The sequence below is a fragment of the Paraburkholderia sp. RL17-368-BIF-A genome (assembly GCF_046054045.1).
GTDB lineage: Bacteria > Pseudomonadota > Gammaproteobacteria > Burkholderiales > Burkholderiaceae > Paraburkholderia > Paraburkholderia graminis.
In genome coordinates this window covers 206,060-220,885 of the sequence record NZ_JARESN010000012.1, presented here as the reverse complement: position 1 = coordinate 220,885, position 14,826 = coordinate 206,060, and the positions used below count along the sequence as shown (strand labels likewise).

General features: G+C 61.2%; 16 protein-coding genes. All 16 read right to left on the bottom strand.

What is annotated here, in order from left to right; genetic code table 11:
- Positions 1 to 621, bottom strand: a 621-nt coding sequence (locus tag P0D87_RS21635) for a contractile injection system protein, VgrG/Pvc8 family (protein WP_408637029.1), incomplete at its 3' end; no start/stop codon positions are given.
- A gap of 413 nt (positions 622 to 1,034) precedes the next feature.
- On the bottom strand, positions 1,035 to 1,400 hold the full coding sequence (locus tag P0D87_RS21630) for a DUF3658 domain-containing protein (RefSeq protein WP_053859824.1): 366 nt from the start codon (positions 1,398 to 1,400) through the stop codon (positions 1,035 to 1,037).
- A gap of 80 nt (positions 1,401 to 1,480) precedes the next feature.
- A complete protein-coding gene (locus P0D87_RS21625) occupies positions 1,481 to 2,152 on the bottom strand; it encodes a glutathione S-transferase (protein WP_053859825.1) in 672 nt (223 codons plus the stop codon).
- Between the two features lie 90 nt (positions 2,153 to 2,242).
- A complete protein-coding gene (locus P0D87_RS21620; RefSeq protein WP_053859826.1) occupies positions 2,243 to 3,466 on the bottom strand; it encodes a dienelactone hydrolase family protein in 1,224 nt (407 codons plus the stop codon).
- Between the two features lie 43 nt (positions 3,467 to 3,509).
- Positions 3,510 to 5,150, bottom strand: a complete 1,641-nt coding sequence (locus tag P0D87_RS21615) for an AMP-binding protein (RefSeq protein WP_053859827.1) — start codon at positions 5,148 to 5,150, stop codon at positions 3,510 to 3,512.
- A gap of 61 nt (positions 5,151 to 5,211) precedes the next feature.
- Positions 5,212 to 5,607, bottom strand: a complete 396-nt coding sequence (locus P0D87_RS21610; protein WP_053859828.1) for a RidA family protein — start codon at positions 5,605 to 5,607, stop codon at positions 5,212 to 5,214.
- Positions 5,604 to 6,047, bottom strand: coding sequence for an acyl-CoA thioesterase (locus P0D87_RS21605; RefSeq protein ID WP_053859829.1), 444 nt, complete (start codon positions 6,045 to 6,047; stop codon positions 5,604 to 5,606). The genes P0D87_RS21610 and P0D87_RS21605 overlap by 4 nt, the downstream gene beginning before the upstream one ends.
- Positions 6,044 to 7,276 (bottom strand): acyl-CoA dehydrogenase family protein, encoded by a 1,233-nt coding sequence (locus tag P0D87_RS21600; protein ID WP_053859830.1) that lies wholly within the window; start codon positions 7,274 to 7,276, stop codon positions 6,044 to 6,046. Before P0D87_RS21600 ends, P0D87_RS21605 begins: the two co-directional genes overlap by 4 nt.
- A 1-nt stretch (position 7,277) precedes the next feature.
- Positions 7,278 to 8,129: an enoyl-CoA hydratase family protein gene (locus tag P0D87_RS21595; protein ID WP_053859831.1), complete on the bottom strand. Its 852-nt coding sequence runs from the start codon at positions 8,127 to 8,129 to the stop codon at positions 7,278 to 7,280.
- A gap of 31 nt (positions 8,130 to 8,160) precedes the next feature.
- Positions 8,161 to 8,733, bottom strand: a complete 573-nt coding sequence (locus tag P0D87_RS21590; protein ID WP_053859832.1) for a MarR family winged helix-turn-helix transcriptional regulator — start codon at positions 8,731 to 8,733, stop codon at positions 8,161 to 8,163.
- Positions 8,730 to 9,503, bottom strand: coding sequence for an SDR family NAD(P)-dependent oxidoreductase (locus tag P0D87_RS21585; RefSeq protein WP_053859833.1), 774 nt, complete (start codon positions 9,501 to 9,503; stop codon positions 8,730 to 8,732). The genes P0D87_RS21590 and P0D87_RS21585 overlap by 4 nt, the downstream gene beginning before the upstream one ends.
- Positions 9,500 to 11,872, bottom strand: a complete 2,373-nt coding sequence (locus P0D87_RS21580) for a bifunctional salicylyl-CoA 5-hydroxylase/oxidoreductase (RefSeq protein WP_053859834.1) — start codon at positions 11,870 to 11,872, stop codon at positions 9,500 to 9,502. Before P0D87_RS21580 ends, P0D87_RS21585 begins: the two co-directional genes overlap by 4 nt.
- 118 nt (positions 11,873 to 11,990) lie before the next feature.
- Positions 11,991 to 12,734 carry an SDR family NAD(P)-dependent oxidoreductase gene (locus tag P0D87_RS21575; RefSeq protein WP_006047311.1) on the bottom strand — a complete coding sequence of 248 codons (744 nt, stop codon included), beginning with the start codon at positions 12,732 to 12,734 and terminating at the stop codon, positions 11,991 to 11,993.
- 32 nt (positions 12,735 to 12,766) lie between these two features.
- On the bottom strand, positions 12,767 to 13,903 hold the full coding sequence (locus P0D87_RS21570) for an amidase (RefSeq protein WP_053859835.1): 1,137 nt from the start codon (positions 13,901 to 13,903) through the stop codon (positions 12,767 to 12,769).
- Positions 13,900 to 14,415 carry a nuclear transport factor 2 family protein gene (locus P0D87_RS21565; RefSeq protein ID WP_029967133.1) on the bottom strand — a complete coding sequence of 172 codons (516 nt, stop codon included), beginning with the start codon at positions 14,413 to 14,415 and terminating at the stop codon, positions 13,900 to 13,902. Before P0D87_RS21565 ends, P0D87_RS21570 begins: the two co-directional genes overlap by 4 nt.
- Before the next feature lie 4 nt (positions 14,416 to 14,419).
- Positions 14,420 to 14,800: a hypothetical protein gene (locus P0D87_RS21560; protein WP_053860789.1), complete on the bottom strand. Its 381-nt coding sequence runs from the start codon at positions 14,798 to 14,800 to the stop codon at positions 14,420 to 14,422.
- Between the last annotated feature and the right edge of the window lie 26 nt (positions 14,801 to 14,826).

The following is a 14,826-nucleotide window of genomic DNA, read 5'->3' as shown; positions in this document are numbered from 1 at the left end:
TACGATCAACCGTGGGTCGTAGACATAGTGATCGACGTCATCCGCGAATACGATTTCGTCGCCGTATTGCGTCTCCACAATGAAGCAGTAAATTCCGGCCTTCTCTGCGAGCATGTGGACATAGGCAAGGTCGCTCATCTGGTGCTGCATGCGAAACAGATGCTTGCGGTACTGCTCGCGCAACCTGAATGAAAACTGGTGTTCCCTCAGCCCATGACTGCGCAGAACGGCCGCGATAATGTCGGGCGTGCTCGCGTGCTGGAAGATTTTTCTGCGGGTCACTGCCTCGAGTCGCGCGAAGTGCGATCTGAGCACGACCTGGTACTTCACATAGTCCCGCGTGGTCTGGATCGTCGAGAAGCGCGCGATGAATCCCGAGAACTTACGTGTAGCGCCATCGTCGGGCACGATGGAAAACGTGGCGTCAACGTTCAGGTAGTCGGCGCGTGCAAGCTGCTGCGGGTGGGTCAACTCGATGCGCACCTCGGTGGGTGCGCCCATCTTTTCGGTTGCCGTGAACGACACGACCGAGAGCGCCGCCGCGCTGTCCGTGCCGGGCACGTCGAGAAAGTACGCCTGGCGTCCGGTTATGGCACGCAGCGCGTCTTGCAGGTCTGCCATGGACCTGGCCTCCTTGTTGATTTGTCGGAGACGCGGCCCGATAGGTCAGGACTGCAAAGGTCAGGCTGGCCGCGATCTGGAGCTATTTCAGCTCTTCACGCGTTTTACGCTGTGGGGTGATTCGGTCCAATCAGACGTGTCTGAAAATCCGTTATCTGTGGTCAAACGGCAAAGGGCGACCGAAGTCGCCCTTTGTCGCCAGAAAACTGCTGGCGCGCTAATCATGGGGCGACGGCTTCCCGTCTCCCGTTTCGTACCACCGTACTCCCGACGCACGCGGCGCTTCATCACGCGGGTTGCCGGTGCCGATCTCAACCGAGCGCTGCAGGCAGCGGCGCAGTCGCATCACTTCCTAGGTTGTTGCGCGGTTCGCGCACACGGCTGGGATAGCATGCACTGGGTGCGGCGGCGCATCAGCGCTCACTCGTGCATTCGCCACTTGTCGACCGCGGCAACCGGACCTCGCTATAGCCCATGCGCTTCAGATCGCCGACCGCCTCGACAAGACCCTTCTCGACCATCAGCCTTATCCGCTGCGCGTAAAAGACATCGCCCAAACCCGGATATAACGACTGGTCGGCGAATCCGATAATAGTCGTGCCCACTACTCTCGCAACCTTCCGCCAGTTGTCGACAATGTTAGCAATGGTTGCCGCATCTATCGCAAGCAGATCAGCCTCCGTGAGGCGACTGACCGCTTCCTGCTGTGCAGCGGTCAACGGCGGATTGTCGCCGTGCGGGTCGTAGTCTTCCGGGTATTGATGGACTGACTTGATCATCCTGCGGGTGTCCTTTGTTCTTTTTGAAATCGCGGGAGTTTAGTGCAACGATGCATTCCGCGCCATGGCTCGTCACCCGATCACCCCCCACCCAAAACCCCATACTCCCCACCCCTCTCCAAAGCCCGCCGATACGCCGCGCGCGCATGAATCCTCTGCAAAAACGCAGTCACAGCAGGCAGCCGCATCCCACCGCGCGCCGTCGCCGCCTCAAGCGGAAAACTCATCTGCACATCGGCGGCAGAAAACTCATCGCCAGCAAACCACGTGCTCTTACTCAACTGATCCTCGATATACCCAAGATGCAGCTTCAACTGCGGATCCACAAAACTCGATTGCAGCGTCCCCGCAATTTTCCGCGCGATCGGTTTCGCAAAGAAGGGCATCGGCGCACTCGCGATACGCAGCGCGATCAGCTTCAGCAGCAACGGCGGCATCGCCGACCCTTCCGCGTAATGCAGCCAGTACGTGTAACGCAAACGCTCGGGGGTGCCGGCCGCTGGCGCAAAGCGCCCCTGTCCATACTTGTCGACCAGATATTCGATAATCGCGCCCGACTCGGCGATGGTCAGCCCATCATCGGTAATAACCGGCGACTTGCCGAGCGGATGCACCGCGCGCAACTCGGGCGGCGCGAGCATCGTTTTTGGATCGCGCTCATAGCGCTTGATCTCGTACGGAACGCCGAGTTCTTCGAGCAGCCACAAGACGCGTTGCGAGCGCGAGTTATTCAAATGATGGACAGTCAGCATGGTCGATAAACGGTGGCCAATGGAACGTCACATCATAGGGCTATTGTGCAGAGGCGGGCCTCTAGCCGCACCCTTGCACGAAACAAAGAGTCACACACGCGACTTCGCTCCCATCAACTCATTAGAAGGCAAGCTCTCATCGAGCAACTTACGCGCGCTTTCAATACCCGCCACCGGCAATCCCTCGGGATTGAGCAAGCCCACCTGCACCAGCACACTCGCCTGATCCCAGTAGATGTGCTCGTTATAAAGCTTGTCGCCGCGGAAGCACACCACAGCCAGCATCGGCACTTCGAAGTACTTTCCCGTCGGCGCAACACCCGGCAATAGCCAGTCGATTTCGCAGCTATGCGTGCAACTGAAAATGAACTCATCGACGATACGATCCGCGCCGATAGTCCGCGAAATCGGAATCAGCTTCGTGTCGGGCGGATTCGAGTTGACGAAGTGATGCGTGTAAAAGCGCTTGAGATTGTCATGACCGACACCGCCCGTCATCGTCGGAACGTGATTGACGTAAGGCTCGGCGACCATCGTCGGCATGACCGCTTCCACGTCGCGCGTCGCGAACTCGTGATAGCAATGCGCTTCCCACAACGCGTTGAGATCGTAGACAGGCCCGAGTACTTTGCGCAACAGGGCCAGCGTGCGCGAATACGCCATCATTGCAGCAGGCTTGTCGTATTGCGGACGCGCAGGCGCGGCAAACGCATGATCGCAACCGGGGTACACGTACTGCTCGATTTGCGGACGCGTGCGCAACGCAGCGCTGATCCGCTCGCGCGTTTCCGGCGGACACATCGCATCGTTCTCGGGGAAGTGAAACACCATCGGACAACGCACGGCCGGTACTTCGTCCAGATACGCATCGAGGCCCACGCCGTAGTAACTCACCGCGCAATCCACATCGGTACGCGCCGCGCTCAAAAACGCGAGCTTGCCGCCGAGGCAGTAGCCGACCGCGCCAACCTTGCCGGCCTGCTCGGGCATCGCGCGCAACGCGGCAACGGTGGCCGCGATATCGTCGACGGCAAGATCGGTGTCGAATTGCGCCAGATAGTTGAGCGCCTGCTTCATGTCGGCGTCGCCATAACCGAGTTCGATGCCTGGCTTGATGCGCCAGAACAGATCGGGCACCAGCACCACATAGCCTTCTTCGGCGAAGCGCTCGGCCGTCGCCTTCATGGTCTCGTTGATGCCGAAAATTTCCTGCAGCAGAACGAGCCCAGGGCCCGAGCCTTGCACCGGACGCGCAACGTAGGCATTGAAACGGCCGCCGTCCTGGGCGACAACTTCGATGAAAGAGCCGGCCATGCGTGTGTCTCCTGAGGTCTCTCGAGATTGGCGAGGAAGAGGGCTACGCCATCGTACGCAATTCGAAGCGCTTGAGCTTGCCTGTTTCAGTGCGCGGCAGTGAATCGACGAACACGATAACGCGCGGATACTTATACGGCGCCACCGTATCCTTCACGAATTCCTGCAACTGTGCGACGAGTTTGTCGTCGGCTGTATAGCCGGGATTGACGACGATGAACGCCTTCACGATCTGCCCGCGCGTGTCGTCCGGCACGCCGATCACGCCGCATTCGGCCACGGCTTCATGTTGCAACAACACGCTTTCCACTTCCGGACCGGAGATGTTATAGCCGGCTGAAACGATCATGTCGTCGGCGCGCGCCTGGTAGAACACGTAGCCGTCTGCGTCGATATAAACTGAATCGCCCGGCAGATTCCAGCCGTCGCGCACGAATTTCAATTGCCGTTCATCGGCGAGATAACGGCAGCCGGTCGGCCCGCGCACCGCGAGCTTGCCGATGGTGCCTGGCGCGACCGGTTGCATCGCGTCGTCCACGGCTTGCACGACATAGCCCGGCACTGCGCGGCCAATTGCATGCGGGCGTATCTCATGGCCCTGCGCCGAAATGAAAATGTGGATCAACTCGGTGCCGCCAATTCCGTCGATCATGTCGATGCCCGTCGCGTCGTGCCATAAACGCCTCGTCGAGTCAGGCAATGCCTCGCCGGCCGACACGGTTTTCTGCAAGCTCGACACGTCGTGATGCGCGACGAGCGGCGCCATCTGCCGATAAAAAGTCGGCGCTGTAAACATGATGGTCGCGTGAAAGCGCTCGACGGTCTGCAACAACGTCTCGGGCGTGAGCTTCTCAATCAGTACCGTCGACGCCCCCACACGCAGCGGAAAACACAGCAAGCCGCCAAGCCCGAATGTGAAAGCGAGCGGCGGCGTGCCGCAGAAAATATCGCTGGCGGAAGGGCGCAACACATGACGCGGAAACAGATCGCACATCGCCAACACGTCGCGATGAAAATGCATGCAGCCTTTTGGCGCGCCTGTCGTGCCGCTCGTGAACGCGATCAGACAGACGTCGTCGGCTGCGGTATCGCATGCGGTAAAGTCGTCGGGCTTATTGACGGCGAGCGTATCGAGCGAATCGGCTGCATCGTCATGAAACAGCAGTGTTTGCTTTAACTCCGCGCAATAGAACTCGTCTTGTGGATTTGTGCAGCGCGCGAGTTCTTCGGTCAGGCGCGCATCGCAAAGCGCGGCGCTCGCTTGCGCCTTCACGATGATCTGCTTCAACTCCTTCGCGCGCAGCAGCGGCATGGTCGGCACGACAACAAGCCCGGCCTTCAGCGACGCAAGCATGGCCACCGCCATCTGCAACGTATTAGGCCCGCGCAACAGAATGCGATTGCCAGGGTGCAAACCCATTTCATCGACGAGTACATGCGCGCTGCGATTGACCATCGCGAGCAACTCGTTATACGTGGTGGCGCGCGGCTCGCCGTCCACCAGCGACCAAACAGCCGGACGCTCGCCGTGACCTGCTTCGATCGTGCTATCGAGCAACTCCGTTGCGCAATTGAAACGCGCTGGATAAGCGACGTCGGGGTTGTCCAGCAGAAAAACAGGCCATTGATCCTGCGGCGGAAGATTGTCGCGCGCGAAAGTATCGACGTGTGCTGACGGTTCCATCGTGGTCTCCCCGGTATCGAGCCGGCTTCATGCGCTTCAGTTGACGAGAGCTTGCGTGTCCTTACTGCGGAATGACGGCGGTGGCTTCGATCTCGACCTTGGCTTCGTCCTCGATCAACGCGACGACTTGCACCGCGCTCATCGCGATGTCGTAGTCGCCGATCAACTCGCGAAACGCGCGGCCGATTTCCTTCAATGAGTCCAGGTACTCGCGTTTGTCGGTGACGTACCACGTCATTCGCACGAGATGCTCGGGTTTGCCGCCGGCTTCGTGCAGCACGGCGAGTACATTTTTGAGCGCCTGAATCGCCTGGCCGGCGAAGTTGTCGGTCTGAAACTGCGCCTGTTCGTCCCAGCCGATCTGGCCTGCAATGAACACTTGCGTGCCGGTTGCCGCGACGCCGTTTGCGTAACCGCGTGGCTTGATCCAGCCGGCGGGAAGAAGTGCTTTTTTCATGAGCGTTGCGCCTCGCTGAATTCGGGCTGGGGAGCAAACATCGCGAGTGCGTTGGCGATGTCGGTGGGAATGTCGATCGAGCGGCCGCTTTCAAGCGATGTCGTCACGAGTACCTGTTTCGCACGGAAACGTGTCTCGCCGTTGCAATGACCGAGAATGTCGATGCTGATCGAGCGTCGGCCGATCGCGTTCACGCTCAGCGTCAAGATGAGCGTTTCGCCCATCTGGCTCGGCCGTGAAAACTCGCAGTCGAGCTTGACGATAGGCAACCCGATGCGGCGCTGGGCGATCATCTGCGCATAGTCGATGTGCAAGCCCTCGTTGAACCAGTCTTCGACGAGCGCATTCGTCATCACCAGATACTGCGGAAAGAACACGATGCCCGCAGGATCGCAGTGCGAAAAGCGGATACGTACGGGCCTTTCGAAGTGCGTGGTCATTTCGCGCTTTCTCCAGCGACGGCGCTTGCGGCTGCGTGCGCCTTCAGCAGATCGCGGCCGACGATCAATTGCTGCACCTCCGTCGCGCCTTCGTAAATGCGCAGCGCGCGAATCTCGCGATACAGCATTTCGACCGAGACGCCGCTTTGCACACCCATGCCGCCATGAAGCTGCACGGCGGCGTCGATGACCTGTTGCGCGCCTTCGCTCGCGTGCCATTTCGCCATCGCCGCTTCGCGTGTCACGCTTTCGCCCTGATCGCGCAACCAGGCCGCGCGATAGACGAGGAGCGCGCTGCTGTCGATGGTCAACGCCATCTGCGCGAGCTTCGCTTGCGTCAGTTGAAAATCGGCGAGCGTCTGGCCGAACATCTTGCGCGACGCGGCGCGCGTGAGTCCTTCGGCCATCGCATGGCGCGCGAATCCGAGCGACGCGGCCGCAACCGACGTGCGGAAAATATCGAGCGTGCGCATCGCGAGTTTGAAGCCTTCGCCAGGCGCGCCGAGCATCTGGCTGCGCGGTACGCGTGCGCCCGCGAAATGCAGACGCGCGAGCGGATGCGGCGCGATGACGTCAATGCGTTCGGCGATTTCGAGTCCCGGCGTATCCGCGTCGACGATGAACGCGCTGATGCCGCGCGCGCCCGGCGCTTCGCCGGTGCGTGCGAACACGACATAGAAATCGGCGATGCCGCCGTTGGAAATCCACGTCTTGTCGCCGTCGAGTATGTAGGCGTCGCCGTCTTCGCGCGCAGCCAGCGACATGGCGGCGACGTCAGATCCCGCCTCCGGTTCGGACAACGCAAAGGCCGCAATCGCGGTGCCGTTCGCCACGCGCGGCAAGTAGCGGGTTTTCTGCTCATGCGTGCCGCCGAGCGAGATCGCGCCTGAGCCGAGGCCTTGCATCGCGAGTGCGAAATCCGCGAGGCCCGAATGTTTGGCCAGCGTTTCGCGCAGCAGGCAGACCGCACGCGTGTCGATGGTGTCGCCGTGGCCGCCGTAAGCGACGCCGCCGACGCCATACTTAAGCCATCCGCTTGCGCCGAGTTCGCGCACGAGCCGGCGGCAGGTCGCATCGACATCATCGCGCTCGACGTTTGCCGTGTGTTCTTCATGCGATAAATTCTCGCGGCACCAGGCCTCGATGCCCGCAGCCAGCTCACGATGACGCGGCTCGAAAAAAGGCCACGCGAGCGCGCTATGCAAATCGATGTGCTTATCGGCGCTCACGTCAATCTCCCTCGAACACAGGGCGCGATTTCGCGGCGAACGCCTGATATGCGCGCTCGAAATCGCGAGTGCTCATGCAGATGGCCTGTGCCTGCGCTTCGGATTCGATCGCCTCGTCAATGCTCATGCTCCATTCCTGATGCAGCATCTTCTTCGTGATGCCGTGCGCGAATGTCGGACCGGCGACGAGATCGGCGGCGAGCTTCTGCGCTTCTTCAAGAAGCTCGGCGGGCTCGCAAAGCCGGTTATAGAAACCCCATGCATAGCCTTCGTCGCCGCTCGCCGAGCGTCCGGTGAAAAGCAGTTCGGCGGCGCGTCCTTGACCGATGATGCGCGGCAAAATCGCGCAAGCGCCCATGTCGCAACCCGCGAGACCGACGCGCGAAAACAGGAAGGCGAGCTTGCTGCGCGCGGTGCTAAGGCGCATGTCGGACGCCATTGCGAGAATCGCGCCTGCGCCGGCGCACACGCCGTCGACGGCGGCAATCACCGGTTGCGGACAATGGCGCATCGCTTTGACGAGGTCGCCCGTCATGCGCGTGAAGAGCAGCAGTTCGGGCATCGGCAGGTCGATCAGCGGCGCGATGATGTCGTGCACGTCGCCGCCCGAGCAGAAGTTCTCTCCTGCGCCGTGGATGACGACGGCCTTCACGTCGGTCGCATACGCTAGCTGGCGGAACAGGTCGCGCAACTCCGCATACGATTCGAAGGTAAGCGGGTTTTTGCGCTCGGGGCGATTGAGCGTGATGGTCGCGACTTTGTTCGCGACCGACCAGCCGAAGTGCCGCGCTTCGTAATTCGCGAGTGTGACGCGGTTGCCTGCTAATAGCGCGTCGGCGTTTGTTTGTGACATATGCGTGTGTCCTCCTTGAATGCGCGAGGCCTTAGTCCTTCAGACTATCCAGCAGATGCTTCTTCAACTTACCAAGCCGCTGATGCGTGCGCGACTTCTCCTCGAGACTCAAGCCGCCGAACAGCTCCACAACCCATTGCTCATGCGCGGCCGCCATCCTGTCGAACGCTTTGCGGCCCGCAGGCGTGAGGCACACGCTAATCGAACGGCGATCGTTCGGATCGTTATCGCGCGAGACGAGGCCTTCTTTTTCGAGCTGATCGGTAATGCCAGTGACGTTGCCGCCCGTCACCATCAGGCGACGCGAAAGTTCGGTCATCTTGAGCCCTTCAGGATGACGCTCGAGTTGCGCCATCAAGTCGAATCGCGGCAATGTGGTGTCGAATTCGTTACGCAGACGCTTGCGCAATTCGGCCTGCACGAGGTTCGTCGTGGTCAGCATGCGCAGCCACAAACGCAAGCCCATGTGACTGTCGGCGCCAGTGCTCATTTCCAGATCCACGACGTTCTCCGCGGGTTTCGCGACGCCTTTGCGCGGCGCTTTGGCTTCTGCAGCCTTCGCGTCGCCGGTGGCAATCTTCTTGATGTTGGATGACTTGCTCACATCACTTCTCCACCGGCGATGGAAATTGACTGCCCCGTGATCGCGTCCGAGCCCGGTTGACACAGCCACAGCACCGCATTCGCGACCTGCTCCGGACTCACGAAACGATGCTGCGGATTCGAGCGAAGCAGACTCTCGCGCGCCTGTTCTTCCGTGCGCGAAGTCTTGCTGGTGATTTGTTCGAGCGACGCATGCAGCAGTTCCGTTTCGGTGTAACCGGGACAAACCGCATTGACGGTGATGCCTTTGGTCGCGACTTCGAGTGCAAGCGAGCGCGTAAGACCGATCACGCCGTGTTTCGCCGCGCAATACGCGGCCACATACGCATAGCCGATTTGCCCCGCTGTACTCGCCACATTAACAATGCGTCCGTTCTTGCGTTCGAGCATGCCCGGCAACACTGCACGCGTGCCGAGAAAGACACCGGTGAGATTCACGTCGAGCATGCGCTGCCATAGCGTCATGTCGGTATGCGTGAACGGCGCGGCCTGGGCCTGGCCCGCGTTGTTGATCATTATGTCCACCGCGCCCGCTTTACTGAAAGCCTTCGCGACGGACTCTTCTTGCGTGACATCGACGGTGATGCTCGCGACGTCGCCCAATGTGTGGCATTTTTCGCGTTGCATCTCGAGCCGCTCCGCATTGCGGCCCATCAAGGTGACGCGCGCGCCGGCGCGCAGCAGTGCTTCGGCAATAGCGGCGCCAATGCCGCTGCCGCCGCCCGTGACGACAGCATGTTGTCCCGCGAGTGACGAGTGGTTTGAATTCACGTGGTTCCTTCCGCGCGCTGTGCGCGCTCTTGCGCCGACAAACCCGCGTTGGCCGCAGCCTGCGCGCGTTCGCGTTCCAGGTTGCGTTCGAGTTGCGACTTCGCGGCGATGTATTGATTAGGCCACGTTACGTCGAAATAGCCTATTTTCGCGGCCTCATTCAACGTCCACGATGGATTGGCGAGATGCGGACGCGCGATCGCGCACAGATCGGCGCGGCCGGCGGCGATGATGCTGTTCACGTGGTCCGCTTCCGAAATCGCGCCGACGGCGATGGTCGCGATGCCCGCTTCGTTGCGCACGCGATCGGCGAACGGCGTCTGAAACATGCGGCCATAGACGGGCTTTTCTTCCTTGCTGACCTGACCCGACGACACGTCGATCATGTCGGCGCCCGCGGCTTTGAATGCGCGCGCGATCTGCACGGCGTCGTCGGGCGTCGTGCCGCCTTCGACCCAATCGTTCGCGGAAATACGCACGGAAATGGGCTTGTCTTGCGGCCACACCGCGCGAATGGCCTTGAAGATTTGCAGCGGATAACGCAGACGATTTTCGAGCGAGCCGCCGTATTCGTCGGTGCGACGGTTGGTGAGCGGCGACAGAAAGCTCGACAGAAAATAGCCGTGCGCGCAGTGCAATTCGAGCCAGTCGAAGCCGGCTTCCGCGGACATTTGCGTTGCGCGCGCGAACTGCGCTTCGATTTCGCGCAGGTCGTCGTGTGTTGCTTCGCGCGAATGCTGGCTGACGCCGCGCAGATACTGCTGCGGCGATGCGGAAATGAGCGGCCAGTTGCCTTCGTCGAGCGGCTGATCGATGCCTTCCCACGCGACGCGCGTGGAGCCTTTTGCGCCCGAGTGGCCGAGTTGAATGCCGATTTTCGCATCGGACTGACGATGCACGAAATCGACAATGCGCTTCCACGCGGTGAGATGCTCGGGCGCGTACATGCCGGGACACGCTGGCGTGATGCGCGCCTCCGGAGACACGCAGGTCATTTCCGTCATGACGAGCGCGGCGCCGCCCATTGCGCGCGCGCCGAGATGCATCAGGTGATAGTCGCCGGCAATTCCGTCGACGGCCGAGTATTGCGCCATCGGCGACACCACCACGCGGTTTTTCAGCGTGACGCCGCGCAACGTGAACGGCGTGAACATGGGCGGGACCGAATGCTTTTGCGGCGCTCGCTCGACGCCCGAACGCCGCGCGAGCCAGTCTTCGAAACTGGACACATAACGCGCGTCGCGCTCGCGCAGGTTCTCGTGCGAGATGCGCTGTGAGCGCGTGAGCAGCGAGTACGCGAACTGTTCGGGCTCGAACGATGTATAGCGCTCGACGTGCTCGAACCATTCCGTCGAATTGCGCGCGGCGTTCTGAATGCGCAATACGTCGACGCTGCGCACTTGCGTGTAGTGCTCCAACGCCGCATGCAGATCGTCGCGATGCGCGCCGATGCTGTTGGCAAGTTCGATCGAATCTTCGAGTGCGAGCTTGGTGCCCGAGCCGATCGAGAAATGCGCGGTGTGCGCAGCGTCGCCCATCAGCACGACCGGCGTTTGCGTGCCGTCTGCGTTGCTGCGCCAGTGCACCCATTCCTCGTTGACCACGCGCGGAAAGCGAATCCATTGCGATGAGCCGCGCAAATGTGCGGCGTTCGAGAGCAGCGGATTGCCGTCCAGGTACTTTGCGAAGAGCTTCTCGCAGAATGCGATGCTTTCTTCCTTGCTCATTTCGTCGAGTCCGGCGGCGCGCCATACGCGCTCCGGCGTTTCGACAATGAACGTGGATGTCTCGTCGTCGAAACGATAGGCGTGTGCCTGAAACCAGCCGAATTGCGTCTTTTCGAATGCGAAGGTAAACGCGTCGAATAACTTCCGCGTGCCGAGCCACACGAAGCGGCAATCGCGCATGTCTACGTTCGGCTTATAGGCCGACGCGTACTTCTGACGAATAGCGCTGTTCGCTCCATCGCACGCGACGATCAGGTCGGCTTCGTACTGGGTGTCGTCTGTGACCTGCGTTTCGAAGACGAGCTTCACGCCCAATTCCTCGCAACGCGCCTGCAAGATATTCAGCAGACGTTTACGGCCGATGCCGCAAAAGCCGTGACCGGACGAGCGCACTTTGCGTCCGCCGAAATGGATTTCGATGTCGTCCCAGTGATTGAACGCGTTCAGTATTGCGTCGGCGCTTGGCGCATCGGCGGCGCGCAGGTTGCCGAGCGTCTGATCCGAAAAGACGACGCCCCAGCCGAAAGTGTCGTATGGACGGTTGCGTTCCACGACGGTGACATCGTGCGCCGGGTTGCGGCTCTTCATCAACAGGGCGAAGTACAACCCCGCCGGGCCGCCGCCGATACAGACGATGCGCATGCTGTTCCCCACTGTGGACTTTGCTGTGGGGTTAATTTAGGTCTAGATAGTTTAGATGTCAAGTAAAAGACGTTGCGAGACCAGGCGGCCAGCCCACGATCCACTTAACGCTCAACGCTTAACGCATGAAAAGCCCGCCGTTGATGTCCCAGCAGGCACCGTTGGTGAAATAGGCATCTGGCGATGCCAGCAGCACGGCGACGTCCGCGATATGAGTTGCAGAGCCGAGGCGCCCCACCGGAATGCCGGCGATGATCTTCTCCAGCTTCTCTGCCGGTACGGTTTCATGAACGATGGCCAGATCGAGCGGACCCGGCGAGATAGCATTGACAGTCACCCCAAGCGGGCCGAGATCGCGAGCGAAAACTTTCGTGAGCGTGAGAGCGCCGCCTTTTGCCGCGGCGTAATGCGCGCCGGTCGCCGAGCCGCCGTTTTGTCCCGCGAGCGAAGCGATATTGACGATGCGCCCTGCGCCCTTTGTCGCGAAGTGCTGTCCGAAAACCTGGCAGCCGAACAGCACGCTGCGCAGATTCACGTCGATGACCTGATCGAACTGCTCGGCCGTAATGTCCATGACCGGAACGATCTTCGATGCGCCCGCGTTGTTCACGAGCGCATCAATCGCGCCCCAGCGCTCGAGCATCGCATCGCGTGCGGCCTCGAAATCCGCCTTCGATGTGACGTCGAGCCTGATCGCAAACGCACGCGATCCATCGCTGCTCAGTTCGCGCGCGAGCGCTTGAGCGGCGTCGACGGCAATGTCGCCTAACGCGACCCGATACCCGGCATCGAGAAAGCGGCGCGCGACCGCTGCGCCCAATCCTCTCGCAGCGCCTGTAACGAGTACGACTCTATTGGACATAAGCGCGGTTCCTGAATGTGCGTTCGACGCGCTCAGCGCATCAACATGGCTTCGATATGTGCCGCAACCGCGCACACCGTTTCATCTTCGCCCGTGCGACCCACGACCTGCAATCCCGCTTTAAGCGACGACCCGACGATCGGAACCGGCAACGTGAGCGCCGGATGTCCGCTGAGATTGAAAGGCCGGATAAGCGACGACATGCCGATCACCGACGTGCCGGCGCGCGCCGCTTCGATCGTAATCGGCAGCGCGGGCATTGTCGGGAGGATAAGCACGTCGGCTTGCTCGAGCGCGCGGTCGACCTCATCGGTGAAGATGTGGCGGATACGTTCGGCCGAATCCAGATCAGCCGCTTTGGTGTTCGCCGCGGCACGCAGACGGGCTTCGATATCCGCGCCGAGCTTCCCGCTGTCGACCAGATGACCGAACGCACGCCATGTCTCCGCGTTGATGACCGCAAGACCTGCCGCGAACGCATCGCGCATGGATGGCAGCCGCACGTCATGCGAGCCAAGTTCGCTGCGTGTCACGGCGGCCGCGATGGCGCGACTGATTTCGCCATCGGCTTCGACATCGAGCATGGCGATACGCGCGGTTCTTGCGTCGCGGCGCGCACGGTCGACTTCAAACGATGGGTCGATGGCGAGCATCACGTCGATAATCGTCGTCATGTCGCGCGCGAAGGGACCGACGCAGTCGAGCGTGGTAACCCGCGGCGACACGCCTTCGCGCGACACGCGCCCGAACGTCGGCTTGAGTCCGATCACGCCGCAGCATGCAGCGGGACCGCGCACCGACCCGCCGGTATCTGTTCCGAGCGCGGCATCGACGAGCCCGAGTCCAACGGCCGATGCCGAACCGCTCGACGAGCCGCCGGGAATGCGCGCCGCGTCTTGCGGATTGCGCGGCGTGCCGCTGAAGTCGTTAATGCCGGTCATGCCGAACGCCAGCTCGTGCATGTTCGTTTTGCCCGTGATGCGCCAGCATGCATCGAGCAGGCGCTGCACAACTTCCGCGTGACGCGAGGCGGGCGGCGTATCGGCGAGCGCGCGGCTTGCAGCGGTCGTTGGATAGCCGGCAATGTCGATGCTGTCCTTGATCGCGATCGTGGGCGCATTCGCGCGCGGTTGCGCGACGAGATCGAACTGTTGCAGGAAAGCGCTCATGCGCACGCTCCTTGAACGGGGTTGACGTGCCAGGGCGCACTGAAGAGACGCTCGGTGCGGAAGTGGCGAATCAGCCAGTTATCGTTGTCGCGCGGCGACGGCGTGAAATCCACTTCGAGGCGTGCCGAGATGAGCTCGGCGTTGGCACCGACATAGCCGGAAGCCTGCAACATGACCCAGCGGCCTTTGGCTGTATCGCCGTCTACTTCGATATGCTCGCTCGTCAGAAAATGAACGTTGGTCGCGAAGTGCGGCGTGGGCGGCAGATAGCGTTGCAACATCGCGACGATGTCCGCCGGTCCCTGCAAGCGGCCGAACTTGTTCGCATACTGCGGGCCGATGCCTTCCCACACGGCGTCATCGGTGAATAGTGCCGCGAGCGATTCGTGTTCGAGCGCGCGCGCCGGTACATCGCACAGTGCCATATACCGCGCGATGGTGTTGCGCACGGCGTTTTGCGCTTCGAGTGCGTGCAGGCGCGCCTGCAGTCGTTCGAGAGTGATGTCGATCATCGCGTCATATATCTTTGCTGGCGGAGACAGGCGGCGCGGTCAGTGGGCGACCTACACGCGCTTCGATCTTGCCGTAGCGCCAGAGGTTGTATCGGCCTACAGGCGTCGTGCGATACAGATTGCAGACCGCAACGGCGGTGTCGAAGTCGGCAACATCGGCCATGATGTAGAAGGTCCACGGCGCGCCGTCAGCGTTGCCGACGACCAGCCTGTCGTCGTCCATCACGCCGAGCACGCGTACATTTTCCATTGCTTCAATCGCGGCGAGCATGGTGCTGTAGGCTTGCCATACTTCACCGATCTCGTCGCGCGGCAGGTCGAAAAAGTTCTGCGTGACGCCGCAGCAAAACAGCACGCGCAACGGTAGTTCTCGAGTGTCGGTCATCATGTTCTTTGGAGTGACAGCGGGTT

Excerpts from the sequence above, each read along its gene's own strand:
- P0D87_RS21630 (WP_053859824.1), bottom strand. The coding sequence starts at position 1,400 with ATGATCAAGTCAGTCCATCAATACCCGGAAGACTACGACCCGCACGGC.
- P0D87_RS21625 (WP_053859825.1), bottom strand. The coding sequence starts at position 2,152 with ATGCTGACTGTCCATCATTTGAATAACTCGCGCTCGCAACGCGTCTTG.
- P0D87_RS21620 (WP_053859826.1), bottom strand. The coding sequence starts at position 3,466 with ATGGCCGGCTCTTTCATCGAAGTTGTCGCCCAGGACGGCGGCCGTTTC.
- P0D87_RS21615 (WP_053859827.1), bottom strand. The coding sequence starts at position 5,150 with ATGGAACCGTCAGCACACGTCGATACTTTCGCGCGCGACAATCTTCCG.
- P0D87_RS21610 (WP_053859828.1), bottom strand. The coding sequence starts at position 5,607 with ATGAAAAAAGCACTTCTTCCCGCCGGCTGGATCAAGCCACGCGGTTAC.
- P0D87_RS21605 (WP_053859829.1), bottom strand. The coding sequence starts at position 6,047 with ATGACCACGCACTTCGAAAGGCCCGTACGTATCCGCTTTTCGCACTGC.
- P0D87_RS21595 (WP_053859831.1), bottom strand. The coding sequence starts at position 8,129 with ATGTCACAAACAAACGCCGACGCGCTATTAGCAGGCAACCGCGTCACA.
- P0D87_RS21580 (WP_053859834.1), bottom strand. The coding sequence starts at position 11,872 with ATGCGCATCGTCTGTATCGGCGGCGGCCCGGCGGGGTTGTACTTCGCC.
- P0D87_RS21575 (WP_006047311.1), bottom strand. The coding sequence starts at position 12,734 with ATGTCCAATAGAGTCGTACTCGTTACAGGCGCTGCGAGAGGATTGGGC.
- P0D87_RS21570 (WP_053859835.1), bottom strand. The coding sequence starts at position 13,903 with ATGAGCGCTTTCCTGCAACAGTTCGATCTCGTCGCGCAACCGCGCGCG.
- P0D87_RS21565 (WP_029967133.1), bottom strand. The coding sequence starts at position 14,415 with ATGATCGACATCACTCTCGAACGACTGCAGGCGCGCCTGCACGCACTC.
- P0D87_RS21560 (WP_053860789.1), bottom strand. The coding sequence starts at position 14,800 with ATGACCGACACTCGAGAACTACCGTTGCGCGTGCTGTTTTGCTGCGGC.